The 20,846-nt window shown below is 56.9% G+C and carries 13 protein-coding genes; 2 read left to right on the forward strand and 11 right to left on the reverse strand.

What is annotated here, in order from left to right; genetic code table 11:
• Window positions 1-33: 33 nt before the first annotated feature.
• The 10 genes from pafA to EGT74_RS16360 all read right to left on the reverse strand — a co-directional run bounded on the left by pafA (window position 34) and on the right by EGT74_RS16360 (window position 16,841).
• Complete coding sequence (gene pafA, locus EGT74_RS16315) at window positions 34-1,653, reverse strand: alkaline phosphatase PafA (protein ID WP_123847644.1); 1,620 nt, start codon at window positions 1,651-1,653, stop codon at window positions 34-36.
• Complete coding sequence (locus tag EGT74_RS16320) at window positions 1,653-3,818, reverse strand: hypothetical protein (RefSeq protein WP_123847645.1); 2,166 nt, start codon at window positions 3,816-3,818, stop codon at window positions 1,653-1,655. Before EGT74_RS16320 ends, pafA begins: the two co-directional genes overlap by 1 nt.
• 3 nt (window positions 3,819-3,821) lie before the next feature.
• Window positions 3,822-6,146 (reverse strand): beta-N-acetylhexosaminidase family protein, encoded by a 2,325-nt coding sequence (locus tag EGT74_RS16325; RefSeq protein WP_123847646.1) that lies wholly within the window; start codon window positions 6,144-6,146, stop codon window positions 3,822-3,824.
• 13 nt (window positions 6,147-6,159) lie between these two features.
• The gene (locus tag EGT74_RS16330; protein ID WP_123847647.1) at window positions 6,160-7,401 is read right to left on the reverse strand and encodes a purple acid phosphatase family protein; all 1,242 of its coding nucleotides are present in this window, start codon (window positions 7,399-7,401) and stop codon (window positions 6,160-6,162) included.
• Between the two features lie 2 nt (window positions 7,402-7,403).
• Window positions 7,404-8,873, reverse strand: a complete 1,470-nt coding sequence (locus EGT74_RS16335; protein ID WP_123847648.1) for a SusD/RagB family nutrient-binding outer membrane lipoprotein — start codon at window positions 8,871-8,873, stop codon at window positions 7,404-7,406.
• A gap of 19 nt (window positions 8,874-8,892) precedes the next feature.
• Window positions 8,893-12,345: a SusC/RagA family TonB-linked outer membrane protein gene (locus EGT74_RS16340; RefSeq protein WP_123847649.1), complete on the reverse strand. Its 3,453-nt coding sequence runs from the start codon at window positions 12,343-12,345 to the stop codon at window positions 8,893-8,895.
• Window positions 12,346-12,362: 17 nt separating this feature from the next.
• Entirely contained in the window at window positions 12,363-13,325 is a 963-nt protein-coding gene (locus tag EGT74_RS16345) for a FecR family protein (RefSeq protein WP_123847650.1), read from the reverse strand.
• A 322-nt stretch (window positions 13,326-13,647) separates the two neighbouring features.
• Window positions 13,648-14,241 carry an RNA polymerase sigma factor gene (locus EGT74_RS16350; protein ID WP_123847651.1) on the reverse strand — a complete coding sequence of 198 codons (594 nt, stop codon included), beginning with the start codon at window positions 14,239-14,241 and terminating at the stop codon, window positions 13,648-13,650.
• 91 nt (window positions 14,242-14,332) lie between these two features.
• Complete coding sequence (locus tag EGT74_RS16355) at window positions 14,333-15,277, reverse strand: dihydrodipicolinate synthase family protein (protein ID WP_123847652.1); 945 nt, start codon at window positions 15,275-15,277, stop codon at window positions 14,333-14,335.
• Window positions 15,278-15,308: 31 nt separating this feature from the next.
• A complete protein-coding gene (locus tag EGT74_RS16360) occupies window positions 15,309-16,841 on the reverse strand; it encodes a sodium:solute symporter (RefSeq protein ID WP_123847653.1) in 1,533 nt (510 codons plus the stop codon).
• A 101-nt stretch (window positions 16,842-16,942) separates the two neighbouring features.
• Here EGT74_RS16360 and EGT74_RS16365 point away from each other — a divergent pair, with 101 nt between their 5' ends.
• Window positions 16,943-17,824: a helix-turn-helix domain-containing protein gene (locus EGT74_RS16365; RefSeq protein WP_123847654.1), complete on the forward strand. Its 882-nt coding sequence runs from the start codon at window positions 16,943-16,945 to the stop codon at window positions 17,822-17,824.
• A gap of 67 nt (window positions 17,825-17,891) precedes the next feature.
• The gene (locus EGT74_RS16370) at window positions 17,892-20,543 is read left to right on the forward strand and encodes a c-type cytochrome (RefSeq protein ID WP_123847655.1); all 2,652 of its coding nucleotides are present in this window, start codon (window positions 17,892-17,894) and stop codon (window positions 20,541-20,543) included.
• 34 nt (window positions 20,544-20,577) lie between these two features.
• Here EGT74_RS16370 and EGT74_RS26940 read toward each other — a convergent pair whose 3' ends face one another.
• Window positions 20,578-20,790: a hypothetical protein gene (locus EGT74_RS26940; RefSeq protein WP_158618184.1), complete on the reverse strand. Its 213-nt coding sequence runs from the start codon at window positions 20,788-20,790 to the stop codon at window positions 20,578-20,580.
• Between the last annotated feature and the right edge of the window lie 56 nt (window positions 20,791-20,846).

Here is a 20,846-nt window from a genome sequence, read left to right on the forward strand (position 1 = left end):
GCGCTTCAAGACGCTGCAGTCTCTTTATGCTCGTTATCTGAATAGTTCCGTCACAACCTGCCCCACGTTGCCGCTGGGCATCTGGATGTGCAGCAGGGCCGCCAGCGTAGGCGCAATATCCGTCATGCCGGTGGTGCGGTGCGTTTTACCGGGTTTGATGCCCCAGCCCATCCACACCAGCGGGATGTGCGCATCGTAAGGATACCAGAGGCCATGGGTGGCGCCGTTGCGGCTGCCGTCTTTCCAGCCGGATTTATACACCACCAGCACATCGCCGCCGCGCTCTTCGTTATACCCGTTGATGAACATCGTTTTGGCCGGCTCCGGGATGGCGGCGCTGCCTAAGGAAGAAAGCGGGATGGCCGCGGCTACGCCGGGCTGCTCCTTCAATACCTGCACCACGGTTTTCTCTACCAGGCTCATGTCGATCCCCTTCTCCGCAAACGCTTTCCGGTTCAGGTAAACCTGGTACGCCGAAATATCCAGCACCGCATCGGGCACGCCGAATCGGGCTTCAACGGTTTTGTTTACCGCTGCCACGGCGGCTTTGCCATTGATGAGGCCGGTGGGCAGTTTTTTCTCTTCGAGGTAACCGGGCGAGTGCGATACGCCGTGATCCGCCGTGATGAAAAAGAGATAATTGTTTTTGCCGAAGCGCTGGTCGAGCCAGGAGAAAAATGCTTCCAGCTCTTTATCCATGCGCAGGTACACATCTTCCACTTCTATCGAATTGGGACCGAACTGGTGGCCCACCGCATCGGGCGAAGAAAAACTCACGGCCAGGAAATCGGTGACCTGCCCACCGCCTAAATTGTACCCTTCGATGGCTGCTTTCGCGAATTCGAACGTGAGCGTATTGCCGTAAGGCGTGGAGCGTACGGAGCTGTTTTCCTTGCCTTTGAACTGGTGCGGGAAAACAGGCGCGGCTTCGTGCCCGAATTTGTTTTCGTAGTCCTTGTTGTCGGCTTCGCTGAGTTTGTAGGAAGCAACGGGGTACATCGTGTTCCAGCCGTTGGCCAGTAATTTTTCCGGCAGTTTTTTATCGTTGAACTGCTGCACCCAGGCCGGCAGTTCTTTCATGTAATAGGAGCTCGTCACTACTTTCCCGGAGCCGCCATCGTACCAGAAGGCCGCATTGGCGCTGTGCCCCGCAGGAAAAATGGCGCCGCGGTCTTTCAGCGCAAAGCCCACCACTTTGCTTTCGAAGCCGGTGGCCACCCTTAATTCATCGGTGATGGTGGTGACCTGCATGTTACGCGGCGACATGCCGCCTTTTGTGCCCGGTATACCTACGGGCTGCACCGTGGTGTCTTCCGCGCAGTACACTTCCCTTTTCAGTTCGCGGCTGTACCAGCCGTTGTCGATAATGCCGTGCACGGCGGGCACGGAGCCCGTGTACACGGAGCTATGGCCGCAGGCCGTAACGGTGGGCGCATAGTTGATGAGCGTGTTCTCGCAACTGAAGCCTTCGCGGAGCATGCGTTTAAAACCGCCCTGTGTATAACGCTGCCCGTAGCGGTACAGGAAATCCCAGCGCATCTGGTCTACCATCATGCCGATCACGATCTTCGGGCGCTCCGCCGTTTTCTGGGCATAAGCGGCCTGCAGCAGCAGGCAACAGCCCAGCAGGGCGATCATCTTTTTTGTGTGCATCAGTTCAAAGCTTTTAAATATCGCGCCATCCAGTATGGCAATAAATACTCGTCGCCCGCCAGTTCGGAGGTGCCTTTGCCGCCGCCGTCGAGGTCGAAGGCGTTGGCATTGTGGCGGTGCACCGGCTGCTCATCCAGAGGGATCAGCCGCTCGGTGGCCTGGTCCCTGAAGTTAGCAGGTAAAAGCGTAATATCTTTCCTGTGGGAGTTTTTTATTTGCCAGGTCACCAGGTCCATCGGGAACGTGCGCATCCACCAGAGCGTGGCGTCGGCATCGTAATCGCCGGCGGTGGCCAGGGTGATGAGGTTCCATACGGCGTTTTTCTCCGGCCGCTCCAGTTCCCAGTGGTTGCGGATAACGCCGGCGTATTGTTTTTTCAGCTCATCGGTGAAAGCGTAGCGGTACAGTACCCAGTAGGTGAGAAACGCCATCTCGTCGTCGCTGTGGTTCCAGCCGCCGGTGCCCATATCGATGCCCATGTGTTTGTAGCCGGGCGTGTAGGTGATCTTGCGGTAGTCGGTAAGGATGTTTTTGAGATAACCGTGTTTATTCATCAGGCGCATCGCTTCGTCTTTATACTTCTTTTTCCCCGTCAGCGCATAGCCCAGTTGCAGGCCCGCGATGATCGTGGTGCTGCCCAGCTTGCGGTCGCCGATGGTTTCGGGGTACCAGTTGATGTACTCCGGGTTCCAGCGGCCCCAGAGCGTGGGCTTGCCGTCGATGTCCACGAAATAATATTTATTGTCGATGATGTGCGTCATGATCTTGTCGATGAAGGCGGCCACGCGCTGTTTTTCATCCGCTGTTTCAGCCACCATTTCGTGCAGCACCGCCGCAATCCAGATGTAGGCCACAAATTCGTCGCTGCTGGTATGGCCTTTCCATTCCCATTCCGGGTCTGGGGAATCGCGCCATCTTTCAGGGTCGGAATTTTTATAGCCTTTCCGCTCGAACGTGCGGCTGGGGAAACCTTTCAGCTGGTTCACCGACAGGATACGCTCGAATGCTTCGAACCCTTCCCAGGCATACCGTTTGGCTTTGGGCTCATGCGTCACCGCATAGCGGAATGCCTGGCTGCCGAGATAGAAGGCACTCCACAGCCCGTCGTTGTCCGTATCCGCCATCTGCGACGAACCGGCGTCGCCGCCGGGGCGCAGGTGCAGGTTGGCGATAAAACCGTAGCGGATGTGCCGCTCCCGGATCTTTCTTTCGAAATAAGCCGCTTTGTCCGCCAGCGTATGGGCGGGGGAACTGATGCGGTTCAGCCCGGCGGGCGTGAGCAGGTACACATTCCCCTCCGCATCCGCCGACATGCTTTTTACCCGGTTGTCGTTCAGCCAGCGACGTGACGCGAAATACCGGTAAAGCCCGGCGGAATCTTCCATGAACGCTCCTTCATCGGTGCCGGCCCAGATGCGGCCGTTCACTACCAGTATATCGTTGATACCGGGTACGGGCACACGCCGTTTCAACGACAGGCTCGTATCGCCGGTTTTGCTGCTGATGCCGTAATAACCGTTGGACGTTCCGATGATGATCTCCTCCCCACGGAAATCCATGGCACGGGCATTTTCCGCCGCATGCAAGCGCGTGAACTGTGCTCCTGCCTGTTGGTACACTCCCTTCCCCGTCAGCGCGTAAAACACGCCGTTATGCACCTTCAATTGCAACAGCGGTTCGGGCAACTGGCCGCAAGCGCGGAGCCGGCCTTTTTCCGGGAGCGCCAAACCAGCATCGCCCGCCAGCATTACCCTGCCATCCGCCGCTACAGCCATCCTGTTATAGCGGCCTTTCTCAGGCAGCGTGCCGTACGGTACGCCGGCGTACCCGTTGGTGAGCCATTTGTCGGCATACAGGTAGTACAGGTGCCCGCTGCCTTCCTGTGCCGTAACATCAAGCGGGATCTTATCCGCGAGCGGCCGGAAACGCCGGTCGCGCACCAGCGCCCCGTCACTCACCCGGTAAAACCCTTTGTCAGTGATCACATGGGCATTATCGTTGTAGTCCGTCACCACCCTGGCCAGCACGCTTTGCTGCGCCAGTTCGGGCGGCGTGGCATATTGCCGGGATACCGGCTGCTGAAAGGGATAATCCGTAGCCTGTGCGGCCGCCATGGCATAGGAGCACATGCACAGCCCCAGGCCTGCAAACATTTTCGCTGTCATGATTTATTTTTTAATGAGCCACACTTCCGTCAGGCGGGAATGCTGGCGCCAGTTCAGATGATCTTCGTTGATGGCGTCGAACGTGAGCTGCAGGCGGCCCTGCTTCGTCAATGCCGGCGGTACGGGGAATTCCTTGATCTCCCCGATGCCTTTCCCGTAGCGGGAAGGCGTTAGTTTTTCCCCGTTGGCGCGCAGCAGGCATTCGCCGTTGCCGGTCACCCTCACGGTGTATTGTGCGGTTGTATCGAGACTTGTATATAACAAACTGTGCGGCCAGCGCATGCTCACCATCCAGGCAAGGCGCTTGCGGCTGAAACCACCGTCCCACCAGTCGAATCCCGGGTTGTCGCTGCGCAGCATCAGCGGGTCGGTAGCCAGCGTTTCCGGCCGCACCACATGCGGGGAACGGCTCACGTTGCCCACGTCGTCATAAAATCCCCCATCCCCCGGCTCTTCCCAGAAGGCGAGCGTATCCAGCGCGGCCAGCTGCTGCGCGGCGGGCAATTGACGGATGCGCGCAAACGCATCTTCATAAAACCAGCGGTTATTGAGGGGACGGTCAATAAAATCAAGCACGACGCCTCTTTCGTTGCCGGAGGCTTTGTATTTGGGCACGCTGGTTTGCAGGGCGATGGAGCGGAACAGGGAATCGCAAAGCGCCGTGATTTTCGCGCGCCATGCGGGTTGCGCGATCTCATCCGCCTGCCGCAGAATTTTTTCCGCCCGCTGCATCGCAGCGTCCGCACCGGTTGTGCGTGCCTGCGCGAGTGCTGCGCAGGCGGCCTTGTCAATAGCCTGTTCGCGCTCACCACGTTCCCGCACATAAGCATCGTAATAAGCGCGCAGCAAAAACATCTGCCAGCGCCAGTTGCCGGTATGACGGTCTTCCATCTGCCGCCACAGCTCAAGGGTTTTGAGGATACCGGTATTTTCACAGGCGGCCCCCACCCAGTTCTGTTCCAGCGCCAGTATGCCATCGGCGGCCGCAGCAGCGGTTTCGCTGTCGAAAAAGAAATTCGTGTATTGCAGCAGCATGTCGCGGGGCGACTGCGCGGCATTCCAGCCGAGCATGCTCCAGACCATCTTATTCACATCGTCGTGCGCGCCGTCGGAGTAACTGATGAAACCGTCGTTCTGCGGCGCGGTATACCGGAAGGCGGCGGTATGATACACAGGCCGCGGATTCACCGCCTCCCGCCCCAGCGTGAATGCGAACACCGGGTCCATCCAGGGCACAGGAAAATCGCAGCGCACGTTGTGCGTGATATCCGGGTAATGCCGGAGCTTGTACGGCGCCGGCAATGCCGCACGCGTTTCTTCCATCGGCGGACTGCCCGGCCCTGTTACGAGGCCTGCCAGCCATTGCGGCCGCCGGCGGCGGATGTAGTCATATGTAAAATTGCAGGCCTCCGGTGTAAAACCTTGCAGCGACAGCCATATCCTCGCTTTCGGATGATGCTGCCGCAACGGCACTGATAATGTTTCGAGGAAAGGGATAACCAGCTCCGGCGCGTTATGCCCCGGGTCGCCGCCGGGAAAAAACACCGCATCCAGCCGGGGCGCTTTACGGAACAGGGTATCGAACTGCCGGAGGAAATAAGCGCGTTTGGCCGTATCCGCCAGGTCGAAGGTAGCGGGCGTCCATACCCAGAAGTCGATGCCGTATCGTTGGCAGATTTCGCTGACGCGCAGGTTCATGTCCATCGAAGGGATGCTGAAATGAGGGCCCCACGGCTGGAAAGGAATGCCTTCGATACTGTTGGTCCCGAATATCACCAGCTCGCGGATGTACTGTTCATATTGCGCCACGCTCCAGCCGTCGTAAGAATTGGCCAGGTTGCGGTAACCGATCTGGTGGCCGCGCATCTTTTTCTGCGGCGCTTCGGCGATGCGGACGTCCGCAGGTATCGTCACGCCGCTCTTCGCATAGCGGAACAACCGCAACAGCCGCCCCGCCCCGAACATCACCCCACGGGCATCGTATCCTTCCACCACGATGAGGCGCCGGCCGTTTGCCGTCTGTTCTCCCAGGCGGAATGCCTCCGGCTGCAAGGGCAAGGCAGGCATGTCTTTCAGGCCAACCGGCAGAGCCTGCTGCCGCGTTTTCAATACGATCACATCACCGCTTGCCGGCAGCTTCGTCACTACCTGCCATCGCAGGCCGGTCCGTTTAGCCACTTCTTCCTGCAATACGCGTGCGGCCTGCGGATGACCGGGCGCGCAGATGGCCACCTGCTGCAGGCGTATGTCCGCACCCGCGGCAGACTGGCAAAAGCCTGCGGCGAGCACACAAAACAATAAACGTTGTAAACAATATCTGATTCGCATGCCGGAAAATCTGTTATCTGCCAACCGTGCCTGCCGGCGCTTTGCTGGTAAAGGTGTTACGGGCGCCTTTTTTCTTCTGCAGTTCGAATGCGTCGAACAGCTGCCCGGTGGTGGTGTAAGATTCGAAACGAAGTTTCCCGCCGTTCACATGCACAAGCTGGAACAGCTGGGTATACGAGCCCGTGCGCTGCATCCAGGGCTGCGGGTCGAGGGGATACATCTTCGGGCCGCTCACCGATACCACGTACATCGTTCCGTCTACCAGCCCGCGCGCATAAGTATGATCGTGCCCCTGCATCACCAGGTCAACTTTGTATGTATCGAAAAGCGGTTTGAAATTTTCGCGCACCATTTTATTGTCGCGGGTGCTCTTGGTAGAGAGCACCGGGTGGTGGAATACGATGCAGGTCCACTGGTTCGGGTTATCTTTCAACACTTTCTCCAGCCACACGCGTTGTCTGGCCATCAGGTTTTTGTTGATCTCGATCTCCTGCGAGTTCAAAGAAATAAAACGAACGCCCTGCACATCGGTGTAATAACAGGTTTCCTCCAAACCCTCCGGCCCGTTTTCGGGCAGGGTGAACTGCGGGCGCCAGAACGCGGATACCATCCCGCTGTCGGCCGGCGTGTAATAATACTCATGGTTCCCCGGCGACATCAAACCCGGCACGGTGCTGTGAATATACCCGCCTGCTTCGAACCACTCCTGCCATTCCGCGTTGCGGTTGCCCCGGTTCACGAGGTCGCCGGCATGCAGTATCAGCCGCGCATCGGGCGCCATTTCATAGGCTTTGCGGATGGTGCGCGACCAGAGCGAAAACAGGTTGGCTTGCGCATCGCCGAGGTAGATAAATGTAAAAGGCTGCGGGGTGGCCGCCGCCGTGCGGAACTGGAACCATTCGCTCCAGTTGTCGCCCTGCCCCACGCGGTACGCATACAGGGTGTTGGGCTGTAACCCATGGAATACGGCGCTGTGGTAGTGTACCGACAACGTGTCGGATAACAAGGGCGTGGTGACGGCTTTGCTGCGCACTGCTTTACTGGTGGTGCGCGGGTCGGCATCGGCCGGCATGATTTCCGCGAAACTCTCCGTCACGCCCGTGGCGGTGCGCCAGGTAGCGGCAGCAGAGGTGGCCATGTTTTCCGTTACGTTCAGTACAATGCGGTCAGGCCGGCTGGTTTGGGCGGATGCAGCGTGCATCCACCCGGCCAGCGCCATCAGGGAAAAAGCTTTTCTTACGACTGATTTCATCATAATTATTTCAGGTACCACATGAGGGTGGTTTGTTTGTCTTCTCCGAATACGGTTAATGCTTTCTGGTACGCAGCTTCGTTATACGCTCTTTCCGCATCGGGATAAATGTAGCGTTTGGGAATGCCGCCGGGCGCCAGCGGGCCGGGCACGAACTGCGGGAAACCGGTGCGGCGGTAATCGAACCAGCCCTCCGCTCCTTTCAGGAACATGGCGATCCATTTCTGTTCGATCAGCTGTTTCAGCGTGCCGTTGTATTTCACGCTGGCCTGGTCATAGTAGTGATCGTTGATGGCTTTCTGATCCACGCCATAGTATTTCATATTGGCGCCGATGCCTTTGAGGTACAGCGATTCCGCCGTTTCGCCGGCCACAGTGATTTTACCGGCCTGGAGGGCTTCCGCGAGAATGAAGCACACTTCGGCATACGTCATCATCGAAGCAGACAGCATCGGGTCCGAATTACTGTTAAACAGGGCCGTCAACCGGGAAATATGCGGTGTGCCGCCGTTGTAATCATACGGCGCGGGAACGGCATTGGGCACACCTACGTACAGGTTCGGGTCCACGAGGCCACCGACGGGCTGATCCACGGGCGCAATCCATACCTGTAAACGGGGATCGTTGCGCAGGCGCAATGCATCCACGATCTCTTTACTGGGCTTGCGTTTGTCGAACTCGGTAAACGCATTGGCCTTCGGGCCGCCGGGCCAGCTGTTGGCGCCGATATCGCCGAGATATTTGATTTCAGCATTGTCCGCGTTGGATTCGAAAATGGGATACTTCGTTTTGTTGCCTACGATTTCCTGCATTTCGGTGAACGCCTGCGGGTATCCTTTGGACATGCGCAGCAGCAAACGGAGCCGGAGCGAATTGGCGAACTTGCGCCACTTCAGCGCCACGCCGCCGTACATGGCGTCGGATTTTTTATCGATGGCGGACAGCTCGCCTCCCAGCAGATCGTTGGCTTCCCGCAGTTCCTTCAGCAGGTCGGGATACAGGTTCTTCTGCTCGTCGTACTTCGGGTGCACGATGTTGCTTTCTTTGGACATCAACGCTTCGGAATAAGGGATATCGCCATACAGATCGCTGGTGTAAGCAAAGTTGAACGCCTTCAGGATCTTGCCGAGCGCTATGTATTGTTTTTCGCCGCTGGCCGTGGCGAGGTCCATCATGTTTTTGTTGGTTGACAGTTTGGAATAAAAACCGTCCCAGTTCTGCGGCCCCCAGTCGAATTTATCGTTGCCCTCGTTGCGCACCAGGGTGATGTAACGCCCTGCGGAAGCAGGCTTGTCATAGTAGGCATCCTTCTGGTAATCGTACGCGGTGGCGATGAGCGTGGTCGAGAGCAGGAACTGCGGGTTGATGTTTTCCGACTCGTTCGGGTTCACGTTCATATCCTCAAAACCTTTGGTGCAGGCCATCATACCAAAGGCCAGCGTCAATATCGGGAGTGTTTTATATATGCGTTGCATAAGCGGTGGTAGTTAATGATTAAAAATTAAATCCAACCTTGAAACCGAAAGAACGGGTGTAAGGCAGCGACCAGCTGGCAACGCCGGGTGAGAAGCTGCCGTTGGAAATCGTCATCGCCGTTTCGGAATCATATCCCTGCTCTGCCGCCGTCCAGCTAAACAGGTTGCGGGCGATGAGCGCCAGCGATACGTTGGAAATAGGCCACCTGCCGAGCGCTTTATTGTTCAGCACATAGGTGAGCGATGCCTCACGCAGCTTCACGTAGCTGGCATCGAAAGTAGAGCGGCCGTTGAAGCTCCAGTAGTATTCGCCGTAATAGTTTTCGGGATCGGTGATTTTGGTGTTCTTCACATATTTGCCGGTGCCATCGTCGATGTAACCGTGCAGTATCATACCATCCGTGCGCTGGCGGCCGGCATCGTCGGTCCAGGCGAGGCCGCCCGTCTGCGGGTCGCGCCCGGGCACCGTGGTTTCGGTACGGCCGTCGCTCAGCAGGTTTTTCGCCACGTAGCTGTAGAACTCACCTCCCTGGCGCCAGTCGATCAGCACGTTCAGCGTAAAGCCTTTATAGGTGAAGGTGTTGTTAAAGCCCACCATGAAGTCGGGATTGTAGTTGCCGATCTTCACGTATTCATTCACGCGCTGGTAGCTGCCGTCGCTGTCGAGCAGGGGCTGTCCTTTAAACTCCCCGTCCGGCACGGTTTTCCAGCTCTGTGCATAAAAGTCGCCCATCTCAGCGCCTTCCCGCACTTCATACCTTACACCTTCCGCGGAGCCCAGCAGGAAGTTGGACACGCCTTCGGTGAGGGTAATCACCTTGTTGCGGTTGCGGGTAAACACGCCGCTGATATCCCAGGTAAAGTCCCCCTTCACCGGCGTCCCGCTCAAAGTGATCTCAAGCCCCTTGTTCCTGATCTTGCCGGCGTTGATCAGCTTGCTGCTGTAGCCGGACGCCATCGTGGTGGGAATGGTGAGGATCTGGTTTTTGTTCACCGTGTTATAATACGTCAGGTCGAGGCCTAACCTGCCGTTGAAGAACCGCAGGTCGGCGCCGAACTCATAGGAAGTAGCAATGAGGGGCTTCAGGTTGTTATTCTTCAGCGTGTAAGCCATGTTCGCTCTTTTCACATCACCCCAGTCCTGGCCGAAACCATAGGTATTGGTCAGCTCATACGGGCCAGGGTCGCCGCCTACCTGGGCATAGTTCGCTCTCAGCTTGGCGAAGCTCACCGGGCCGGAGGTCACCTTCAGCATGTCTGTCAGCACCAGGCTGAAAGACGCGGAGGGATAGAAATAAGAGTTGTTGGCTTCGGGCAGCGTGCTGCTCCAGTCGTTACGCGCGGTCAGGTCGAGGAACGCATAGTTCCGGAACGATACCTGGCCCATGCCGTACACGCTGTTGATGCGTTTGTGGAAGCGGCTGGAAAAGTTACGCACCGTACCGGCCGCCGCATTGGAGATATTGTAGAAACCGCGGATGACGAGGCTTTCGGACGACTGGCTGGTGCCGCGCCCAGTTTGGTCCATGCGGTTGGCGCCGGCGGACAGGGAAATGTTCCAGTCTCTCGACAGGTCTTTTTTATACGTCAGCAGGAAGTCCGTGTTCTGTTCGCGGAAGTTTTCCGTTTCGATGCCGTAGGCGCCGGAGGGGTTACGCACCGAACCGAAGGGGCGTTTGCTTTCCCTGTTTTCGGAAAACATGTCCATGCCCGTTCTGCCCATCAGGGTAAGGTCCTTGGTCAGGTTGATATTGATTTCCACGTTGCCGGTGAGGCGGTCGCGGTCGTAGGAGTTGATGAACTGGTACGCCACAAAATAAGGATTGTCCGCATTTCCCGGCAGGTGCGAAAACTGCTCGATGCCTTCTTTGCCCGGCTTCCAGTAGTTGCGCAGTTTTTTCATGTTCACGTTCGGCGTGGTGGTATATACGATGTTGCTCACGCTGCCACGGTTGTAGGTGGGCCGGTTGCCGCTGCTGTTTTTCGTATAGCCGATGTTGGTGCTCACCTTTACCTTGGGGCTGAGGTTGTAGCCGGCCGCGAGGTTGATGGTGTTCCTGCTCAGGTCGGTATTGGGCACGATGCCTTCGTTGGTGAGGTTGGTGAAAGAGAGGCGGAAACTGCCGTCTTTATTATTCCCCGTCACCGCGATGTTGTTGGTGAGGGTGATGCCCGTCTGGAAAAAGTCTTTGTGGCGGTCGGGATACGACACCCAGTCGGTGGGGATCGGGTCGCCGTTCGCATCGAGCGGGCTGTCCCATTGGGCGTGCTTCGTGCCGATGTCGAGGCGCGGGCCCCAGGTGGCGTCGGAAATGGTTTCCTCACTGCCCGCCCTGTCGCCTGCGCCGAACTGGTTCTGGAATTTCGGGAACAGCCAGGCGCGGTCGAACATGGTGCTGGAGTTCACGCTCACGCCCAGTCCTTTTTTAGCACCGCTGCCTGATTTGGTGGTGATGAGGATAACGCCGTTGAGTGCGCGGCTGCCATAGAGCGCGGAAGCGCTGGCGCCTTTCAGCACGGTCACGGACGCAATATCGTCGGGGTTGATATCTGAAATGGTGCTGCCGTAGTCCACCACTACCTGGCCTACCGGCTGTTTCGGGTTGCGTACCGCGCCCGCGATGGGCACGCCGTCTACCACGTACAGCGGCTGGTTATAACCGGTGAAGCTGCTCTGCCCGCGGATGGTCACCAGCGAGGTGGCGCCCGGGTCGGAACTGGTGCTTCTTACGTTCACGCCCGCCACCTTGCCGGAGAGCGCGTTGGCGATGTTCACTTCTTTTACGGTGGCTACTTTATCGGCGCTCAGGGTGGCGATGGAATAACCCAGCGCTTTTTCCTGGCGTTTGATGCCCAGTGCGGTCACCACCACGCTGTTCAGGTTGCGCACGTCGGCAGCCAGCTGGATGGTGAGGTTACCGTCGCCGGCGGCTTCTTCCCGGGTTACAAAACCCAGTGAGCTGAACTGGAGAATGGAGCCCGCCCCGGCCACTTTAATGGAGAAACGGCCGTTCATATCGGTGGCCGTACCATTGCCGGTGCCTTTTTCTTTGACGGTCACGCCCGGCAGCCCGCGCCCTTCCGTGTCGGTCACCACACCCTTTACGGTGAGGTCGAACGGTTTGGCCGCGGTGGTTTTATTTTCCGCGGCCGCTTTCGGGCGGATGGCATAATCCGTTTCACCGAGTTTCACCGCGGTGAGGCCCAGCGGCGGGAGCATGCGGCCCAGCTGCTGCTCCAGGTCGCCATGCTGGCTACCGCTCACATACTTGTCTGCAATCTGCTCGTAGTTGTAACTGAAATGCACTTTGAAACGCGCTTCCAGCGAAGACAGCACGTTGTGCAGCGAAGTTTTACCCGCGGCTCTCGCGGTGCCGCGCACCAGTGTTTCCTGCGCGGACGACGGCAGGGCACTGCACAGTATCAACATCGTCAGTAATGGAGCGATAAACTTTGTAAAGCTCTTTTGCATAACTGTAAGTTTTAATCTTATTCGATAATTATTGCTGCGCCCTGTTGCTGCACTTTCACACGATGCACTTCACGAATGGCGGCAAACAGCAGGTTGAGGCGGTCCGTTGGATAAGAGCCCGTCAGCCGCAGGCTTTGTGCGCCTGTTTTGCGGAACGTGACGTGGTAACCATATGTATCTTCGAGTACTTGTGTAATGCCCGCCAGCGTTTCGTTGTCAAACACAAGGCGGTGTTCTTTCCAGGCACTGAACCGGGCGGGTTCCACCTTGCGGCGGGCGCTCCCCTTCCCCGATACCGTCACCAGGTCTCCGGGCGCCATCTCCATGTCGTTGATCTGTACTTTTCCTTCTTCCAGCACCACGGTCACTTCGTTCCGGCGATTGCGCATGTTGAAAGCGGTGCCCAGCACCTGCACGCCGGCCAGCGGGGTATGTACTTTGAATTTTGGATGAAAGCCGTTGGGGCGGGACGTTACTTTAAAGAAGGCTTCGCCGGTGAGCGTCACTTCCCGCTCCTGTTTTTCATGCCAGCTTTTGCGGTATTCGAGGGATGAATTGGCGTTGAGCGTTACAAGGGAACCATCGGGCAGCAATACGTCGCGCGTTTCGCCGAAGGCGGTGGTAATGGTCACGGTGGCCGGTTGCGGCCAGAGGAACACGAGGCTTATGATAATGGCCGCCGCCACGGCAGACGCGGCATAGAGCAACCGCCGCAGTGCGGAGGTACTATTTTTTTTAACCGGGTCTAATGTACGGGTGATGTTTTGCATGACTGCTTCCATTTCAGCCGGGTCAACTTCCGTTGAATGAAAACGAAGGGCCTCCACCAACTCCTTTGCGGCCTCTACCACCGCTACCCGGTCGGGGTTCGCGGCCTGCCAGCCCCGCCAGAAATCATCGTCGCTGCCGTACTGCACCCAGGCCTGGAAAGAGGCGTCCGCCACAAAATCCTCGGCTTCGTATTGCCTGTAATTCATCATATAAAGTCGGTATCTATAAACAGGAGGCGGTGGCGCTGCGAAATACCCTCACGGAAAACGGATTATTTTTGAAAAAGTCCGATTTATTTTTCCGGATGCTGTAACGGTAAAATAGCTGACCGGATAAGGTATCATGTCCGCCCACACAGGAATGAATGTCGCACCATCCGGCCGGAATATCCGTACGGGAAAAGAATATCTCAGTCAGCTTGTTATAACGGACGACCATTACAGTACGGCCGGACATCCGCACAGGAAAAGAATGCCGCAAACCACCCATCGGTATGCTTGTTACAACGAACGGCCGCTACAGTAAAAAACACTATTGATTCGACAGTAAATGCCGCTCATTTTCGAGCACCACCTTCAGTTCGGTGATAGCCCGGTACACGAGCGTTCTGGCGTATTTCACCTCTTTCAGCTGCATGATGCCGGCAATTTCGTCGTATCCCATGCTTTCATAAAAACGGAGGTAAATGGCCTCTTTCTGGCGGTCGGTGAGCAGGTACATACTGCGTTGCAGCTGGCGCGCCGTTTTTTCTTCGTGCTGCCGGTTGATGAGCAGGTGTTCGGCGGACAGTTCCAGGCTGAAATCGTATCCTTCTTCGTGCAGGGTTTCTCCCGCGCGGCGGTTTTCTTTGCCCAGGCGCCGCACCAGTTCGCGGCGCGCGGCCACCAGCAGGTAGCTTTTCAGTTTGTCGGGAATGGTGAGGGAATGCCGTTTCAGGTAAAGCTGCGTGAAAAAATCCTGGAGCACATCCTTTACCAGGTCGCGGTCGTCTGTGAACCGGATGCAATACCGGAACAACAGCGGGAAAAACCGCCGGTAAATTTCGCTGAAAGCCTCCCGGTCACCTTCCCGGAGGCGGCTCCAGAGGGTGCGTTCATCTTGTAGCGGAATGTGCAGATTGGTCATATGCAGTAAGGATTAGGGAATATCGAACGGCGTTCCAAGCTACAACAAAAAAGCATCCGGCACATACATTCCCGGCAGGAATAACGAGGATTTAATGCGACGCCACTCCCTCCGTTGCCACTTCCCGGATACCAAGCCTTTTACACCACTGTGAAAAATCCCGGTGAATATCGTTTAATACCTGCTTCTGTTCGGGCGTCAGCTCCAATGCATGGGCACGGCTGATGGTACGCACCGGCAAGCCCCGCAGCTGCAGGAAATATTTGGCGCTCATGGGGTAAGCGATGTGGATGAGCGGATCCACCCGCTGCAATTCGGACTGTATCCAGGCCACGTCTTCCTGTTTGTCCGGGTCGTTGGCATGATCGCACAACCATACCAGTATTTCCGGGTAAAAGTTCCCGGAGATGGACGACATGCCCGCCGCGCCCATCTTCAGCGAGGCCACGGCATTGGGCGTATGCGCATCGTAAAACTCCAGCCTGCTGCCCGCCGCCACGGCCAGTTTCTCCCGCACATTGTCCACATTGCACGAAGTATCCTTGTGGTAATTCAGCCGGTTGGTATCGAGCAGCCTTTTTAAAATGGCCGGGGAAATGATGCGTTTGTACGGGGCGGGACATTCATACAGGCCCAGCAGGATATCCCCCGTAAGGGTGAGTATCTTTTCAAAGCGCTGCCAGAGAATATCATCATCTTCATCCACATGCGCAAAATGGCCGGTAATGAGTATCACGGAATCGATGCCCGTGTCTGCTATTTTTTTAACGAACTCCGCTTTGTCTTCTATCGTCAGCCCGAAAGACCCGGTGGCCACGATGGGCACCCGGCCGTTGACGTAACGCACCACGTGGCGCGTCAGCTCCAGGCGCTCGTCTTCGCTGATGCTGTACATTTCAGACGACAGACAATTGGCGAAAAAACCTTTCACACCGGCCGCCAGGTAGAAGTCGATAAGGTTTTCCACCACCCCGAAATCGATTTTCGCTTTCAGGTCGTAAGGGGTTATCATCACAGGAACGAACTTCTTTTGCATAAAAAGCAATTTTATAAATGATTGAACGAATTCAGGTTCTGACCACGAGGCGTTTCAGCCGCGTGAGCATCATGCCCGCCAGGAAGATGGACAGGGTGCCCACCACGATGATCATGTTCACATGCATCGGGCTTTTAAGGCGCTCCCAGCCGGCAGGGAAATATTTGGACAACGACATCCAGAGGATGACCACGATGCCGATCAGCGTGGCGGTAACCGCTTCCGTGTTGTTTGCTTTGGACACGATGCCCAGCAAAAAGAGGCCCAGCATGCCGCCGGCGAAAATGCCGGAGAGCTCCCACCAGATGTCGAGAACGCTTTTCACCCCGATCATCGCCATGCCGAAAACAATGGCGAGCACGCCGGTAAGGGTGGTGGTGATATAAAGTATCCGCATCTCTTTTTTAGGCCCGGGATTGGGATTGAAATACCGCTGGTAAATGTCTTTCAGGAATACCGTGGCGGAACTGTTCATGCCGCTGGAAACGGTGCTCATGGCGGCCGACAGGATAGCGGCGATGATCAGCCCCACCAGCCCTTTCGGTACTTTCGTCACCATAAAATACGGCAGTATCTTGTCCCCGTAATCCGCCGGTGCGAGCGAGCTTACCGGCACATTCCTTTCCGTGGCCACCTGCTGTTTGACGGCCATCAGCAATTCCGGCTGCTGCTGGAAATAGGCGTACAGCGCCGTGCCGATGAAAAAGAAAGCCAGCGAAACCGGCACGTACCAGTACACGCAGAGCCAGATGCTGCGGGAGGCTTCCTTTTCGCTGCGGGCGGCGTGGTAACGCTGCACGTAGTTCTGGTCCATCCCGAAGTTGTTGAGGTTGATGAAAAAGCCGTACAGGAACACCACCCAGAAGGTAGACGTGCTGAGGTCGGTGAGCGCGAAGCTGCCGAGCGCAAACTTGTTGTCTGCCGCGCCTATCCTGAATATGTCCGCCGCGCCGTCTTTCATTTCGAATATGATGATGCCGAGTATGATGAGGGCGCCTGCCGTTTTGACGAGGCCCTGTATCACTTCCGTCCAGATCACCGCTTCCATGCCGCCCAGCACCGTGTATACGATGATGCAGGCGCCGGTGACGAGCATGATGGTTTTCATGTCGAGGCCGGTGAGCGCCTGTAAGGCCAGCGCCACCCCGAAAAAGATGGAGCCCATCCGCGCCAGTTGCGTGAGGATGAAACAGACCATGGCGTATGTCCTGGCCCAGGCGCCGAAGCGGTGCTCCAGGTGCGTGTACGCGCTCACCTCGCCGCTGCTGCGGTAAAACGGTACAAAATAACGCGCCGCGATAATGGCGGCCAGCGGCATGGACAAACTGAAAACAAAGGCGTTCCAGTTACCGCCGAATGCTTTGCCGGGCACTCCCAGGAAAGTATTGCTGCTCAAAAACGTGGCGTATAAAGACAGGCCCAGCGCCCAGCCCGGGATGCTGCCCGAGGCCGTGGTGAATTGCGCCGTGCTTTTATTCTTCCTCGAAAAGTACACCCCCACCAAAACCATGCTGAGGAGATAAATAAAAATTACCAGTAAGTCGACAAAAGGCAGATGGTTCATAGTTGTTTGGCGTATCGCGTGGAATATGATGGCGAAGTTTCACAAAAATATTCACCCGCGCAATGTTGATTGTTATGAAAAGAATAGCTTAAATTACTGTGATGATGACAAATACTCCCGTTATTCAGCAGACCAACTGGATATTACCGCCGCAGCTGCAAAAGAAACTGGAGAAACATCCGCTGGCCCGGAACCTCTATATCACCGAAATGGGCTTCTCCCCTGAAAACAGCCCCCGTAGCTGGTCGCGGCCGAAAGGAAGCCCGCACTACAGCCTGTTGTACTGCGCGCACGGCAAAGGCTGGTACGATGCCGGCCACCGCATTCCCATCAAGGCCAACCAGTTTGTACTGATACCAAAAAAAACGCCCTTTTCCGCCGGCTCCGACACCAAACATCCCTGGCGGCTTTACACCATTCAATTCAACGGCCTGCTGGCCGACGAGATCTTTGCTTACCTCGCCCCCGGCAAAAAAGGCGCGCCCCGTACCGTACCGCCGCTCGTAGGGCGTATCGCGCAGTTCGACGATATCCATCATCACCTCGACCTCATGAACAATATCGAAAACCTGCTCTACGCCAACTTCCGCTTTTACAGTTTCCTGGGCACCTTCCGGCTGACGGTGTTCAATTATATGAAGAAGGGCGCGGACAATATTATCGAGCGCAGCATCAACATCATGAAACAGCACCTCCACGGCCAGCTCACCCTCGCAGACCTTGCGCGCGAAACACAACTATCCGCCTCCTACCTGTCCGCCCTTTTCAAGGAAAAAACAAAGTACTCCCCCATCCAGCTCTACAACTCCCTCAAAATACAAAAGGCCAGCCAGCTGCTCAAGGAAAGCAAGCTGAGCATCAAACAGATCGCGCAGGATATGGGGTATACCGACCAGTACAGTTTTTCCCGTTCCTTCAAACTCGTGATGGGCACTTCCCCCAAACAGTTCAGGGAAGAAAGATATTTACGCCGCCCGCTATAAAAAATAAACTGTAATGCGTATTTTTCGTTTTATCCACGTCAAACACCCTCACCTTTAATACGAGACTATGCTAAGAACACTCTCTGTACTGGCACTTGTTATCATTACCGTTTCCGCCTGTACCACACAACCGAAAAATCCGAAGCCCCTTCACCCGAAGGTGGAAAAGCTCAAACTGCCCGATCGTTTTACCGCGGAGCATCTGTACAGTCCGGGCGACAGCGGCCAGGGCTCCTGGGTGGCCATGACGTTCGACCCGAAGGGCCGCATGATCGTGTCCGACCAGTTCGGTTACCTCTACCGCCTGCAGCTGCCCGCCATCGGAGATACCACCACGAAACTGAAAACCGAGCTGCTGAAGATCGGCACCGACACCGCTTCGAAAGTAACGATGGGATATGCGCAGGGCCTCCTCTGGGCGTTCAACAGCCTGTATGTGATGGTGAACCACCGGAAAGACGACCGTTTCAATAAAGGCAGCGGCCTGTACCGGCTGCAGGACACCGACGGCGACGACCAGCTTGATAAAATCACGCTGCTGAAGGAGCTCGACGGCGAAGGCGAGCACGGCCCGCACAGCATCATCCTCAGCCCCGATAAAAAATCGCTGTACGTGGTAGCCGGCAACTTCACCCGCATCCCGGAAATGAACCGGTACCGCAACCGGCCCAACGACAGTATCGACAACCTGTTGCCCATGATCAAAGACCCCGGCGGTCATGACAATAGCGGTGTGTACGCCCACGGCGGCTGGATAGCCCATGTGGATTCGACCGGCGCCAACTGGGAACTGATCGGCTCCGGCTTCCGCAACTCGTTCGATATGGCATTCAACGATGCCGGCGACCTGTTTACCTACGATTCGGATATGGAGTGGGACTTCGGCACACCCTGGTACCGCCCCACCCGCATCTGCCATGTTACCAGCGGCAGCGAGTTCGGCTGGAAACATGGTACGGCGAAGCTGTCGCCCGCCTACCCGGACAACCTGCCCGGCATTCTCAACATCGGCCAGGGCTCCCCTACCAACGTGGTGTCCGGCGCCGACGCGCGCTTCCCGGATAAATACCGCCGGGCCATTTATGCGTTCGACTGGAGCTTCGGCATCATTTACGCCGTGCACCTGGAAGCCGATGGCGCCTCTTATAAAGCCACCGCTGAAGAATTCCTTTCCGGCGCGCCGCTCCCCTTAACCGACGGTGTCATCGGGCCTGATGGGGCGATGTATTTCCTGACGGGCGGCCGCAGGCTGGAATCCGATTTATACCGCGTGTATTATAAAGACAACACGGAAGATAACGATCCCGTCAAAGCCCCGGTCCTCACGGAAGCGCAGCAAACGCGCCGGCAGCTCGAGGCTTATCACGGCGGCCCGAAAGCAGGCGCCGTGGATGCCGCGTGGCCGTATTTGAAAGACAAAGACCGCTTCATCCGTTTCGCCGCAAGGGTGGCGCTGGAAAACCAGCCCGTGCAGGAATGGCGGCAACGTGCGTTCGCGGAAAAAGATCCCGCCACCATCATCCAGCTGGGCATTGCATTGGCACGGCGCGGCGATTCCACGCTGCAACCCGCCATCTGCCAGCAGCTGCTGAGTGTGGATTACGGCAAACTCGACGCCACGCAGCAAAACGACCTGCTGCGGGCCATAGAGCTCCTGATCACCCGCATGGGCAAACCCGATACCGCGCAGCAGGCACAGCTCATCGCGTACCTCAACCCGCATTACCCCGCCAAACAGAATACCCTCAACCGCTCGCTGAGCAAACTGCTCGTGTATCTCAACGCGCCGGACGCCGTGTCCAAAACCATGGCGCTGATGGCATCCGCCGTGGACGATCCCGAAGAACAGAAAACCGCCACTTCCTCCGAAGACCTGATCATGCGCAACCCGCAATACGGGCTCGACATTGCCGACATGCTGGCCAAGGTGCCACCCATGCAGCAAACCTATTACGCCACCGTATTGAGCCAGGCCCGCAACGGCTGGACGCCCGCGCTACAGGAAACCTATTTCAAATGGTTCGCCAGGGCATTTGATTTTAAAGGCGGCCGCAGTTTCATCGGGTTCATCGACAAAGCCCGTAAAAACGCCCTCGAATTGCTGCCGAAAGCAGATTTCGCGCGCTTCAACACCCTCTCCGGCGACTCCCTCGTGAGCAACGGCCGCAACAGCCTCACGGCCGGCTATCCGCAGCCCAAAGGCCCCGGCAGGAAATGGAAACTGGAGGAAGCCGTGAAAGTGATCGACAGCGGGCTGCATAACCGCAGCTACGCACAGGGCAAAGCCATGTTTGCCGTTACGCTTTGCAGTTCGTGCCACAACATGCGCGGGGAAGGCGGCACCGCCGGTCCGGACCTCACGCAGCTGGGCACCCGCTTCTCCACGAAAGACATTCTCGAAGCCATCATCGACCCGAGCAAAACCGTATCGGATCAATACGCCGCTACCGTGTTCACCATGAAAGACGGCAACTCCGTACTGGGGCGGCTCGTGAACCAGGACGATGAAAAATACCAGATCTCCCAGAACCCGTTTTCACCGCAGACGTTGCGGGAACTGAAGAAAGAGGAAGTAACCGGCACGAAGATCTCCAAAGTGTCCGTGATGCTGCCGGGCCTGATCAACCGCCTGAACGCGGAAGAACTGAGGGACCTGATGGCCTACCTGAAGGCCGGGGGGAATGAGAAGGACACGCTGTTCCAGGTGAAGAAAAAATAATCGCAGCTGCCCGGCCATCGCCGGGCAGTTTTTTTTAGTACGTTCCGCCCACCGTTTCCTCCAACCTCCGCAGCACCGGTTTGATCTTCGCTTCATCCAGCAGCATGATGCGATGGCGGCCGGCGGACGCAGGCGTGAAGGCGCTTTTCCCGTCCGGTTCAATGCGGATGGCGCCGGGGGCGGACTCGCGGAAGTATTGTTTACCCGGTTCGGTGAATGCAACAGGGAACCATCTTTGCATTTTCATCGGGGGATCGGTTTTCCGGATATCAATACAAAAAGAACACGCTGCATTTTCCGCAT

Source organism: Chitinophaga lutea (genome assembly GCF_003813775.1).
GTDB lineage: Bacteria > Bacteroidota > Bacteroidia > Chitinophagales > Chitinophagaceae > Chitinophaga > Chitinophaga lutea.

Excerpts from the sequence above, each read along its gene's own strand:
- pafA (WP_123847644.1), bottom strand. The coding sequence starts at position 1,653 with ATGCACACAAAAAAGATGATCGCCCTGCTGGGCTGTTGCCTGCTGCTG.
- EGT74_RS16320 (WP_123847645.1), bottom strand. The coding sequence starts at position 3,818 with ATGACAGCGAAAATGTTTGCAGGCCTGGGGCTGTGCATGTGCTCCTAT.
- EGT74_RS16325 (WP_123847646.1), bottom strand. The coding sequence starts at position 6,146 with ATGCGAATCAGATATTGTTTACAACGTTTATTGTTTTGTGTGCTCGCC.
- EGT74_RS16330 (WP_123847647.1), bottom strand. The coding sequence starts at position 7,401 with ATGATGAAATCAGTCGTAAGAAAAGCTTTTTCCCTGATGGCGCTGGCC.
- EGT74_RS16335 (WP_123847648.1), bottom strand. The coding sequence starts at position 8,873 with ATGCAACGCATATATAAAACACTCCCGATATTGACGCTGGCCTTTGGT.
- EGT74_RS16340 (WP_123847649.1), bottom strand. The coding sequence starts at position 12,345 with ATGCAAAAGAGCTTTACAAAGTTTATCGCTCCATTACTGACGATGTTG.
- EGT74_RS16345 (WP_123847650.1), bottom strand. The coding sequence starts at position 13,325 with ATGATGAATTACAGGCAATACGAAGCCGAGGATTTTGTGGCGGACGCC.
- EGT74_RS16350 (WP_123847651.1), bottom strand. The coding sequence starts at position 14,241 with ATGACCAATCTGCACATTCCGCTACAAGATGAACGCACCCTCTGGAGC.
- EGT74_RS16355 (WP_123847652.1), bottom strand. The coding sequence starts at position 15,277 with ATGCAAAAGAAGTTCGTTCCTGTGATGATAACCCCTTACGACCTGAAA.
- EGT74_RS16360 (WP_123847653.1), bottom strand. The coding sequence starts at position 16,841 with ATGAACCATCTGCCTTTTGTCGACTTACTGGTAATTTTTATTTATCTC.
- EGT74_RS16365 (WP_123847654.1), top strand. The coding sequence starts at position 16,943 with ATGATGACAAATACTCCCGTTATTCAGCAGACCAACTGGATATTACCG.
- EGT74_RS16370 (WP_123847655.1), top strand. The coding sequence starts at position 17,892 with ATGCTAAGAACACTCTCTGTACTGGCACTTGTTATCATTACCGTTTCC.
- EGT74_RS26940 (WP_158618184.1), bottom strand. The coding sequence starts at position 20,790 with ATGAAAATGCAAAGATGGTTCCCTGTTGCATTCACCGAACCGGGTAAA.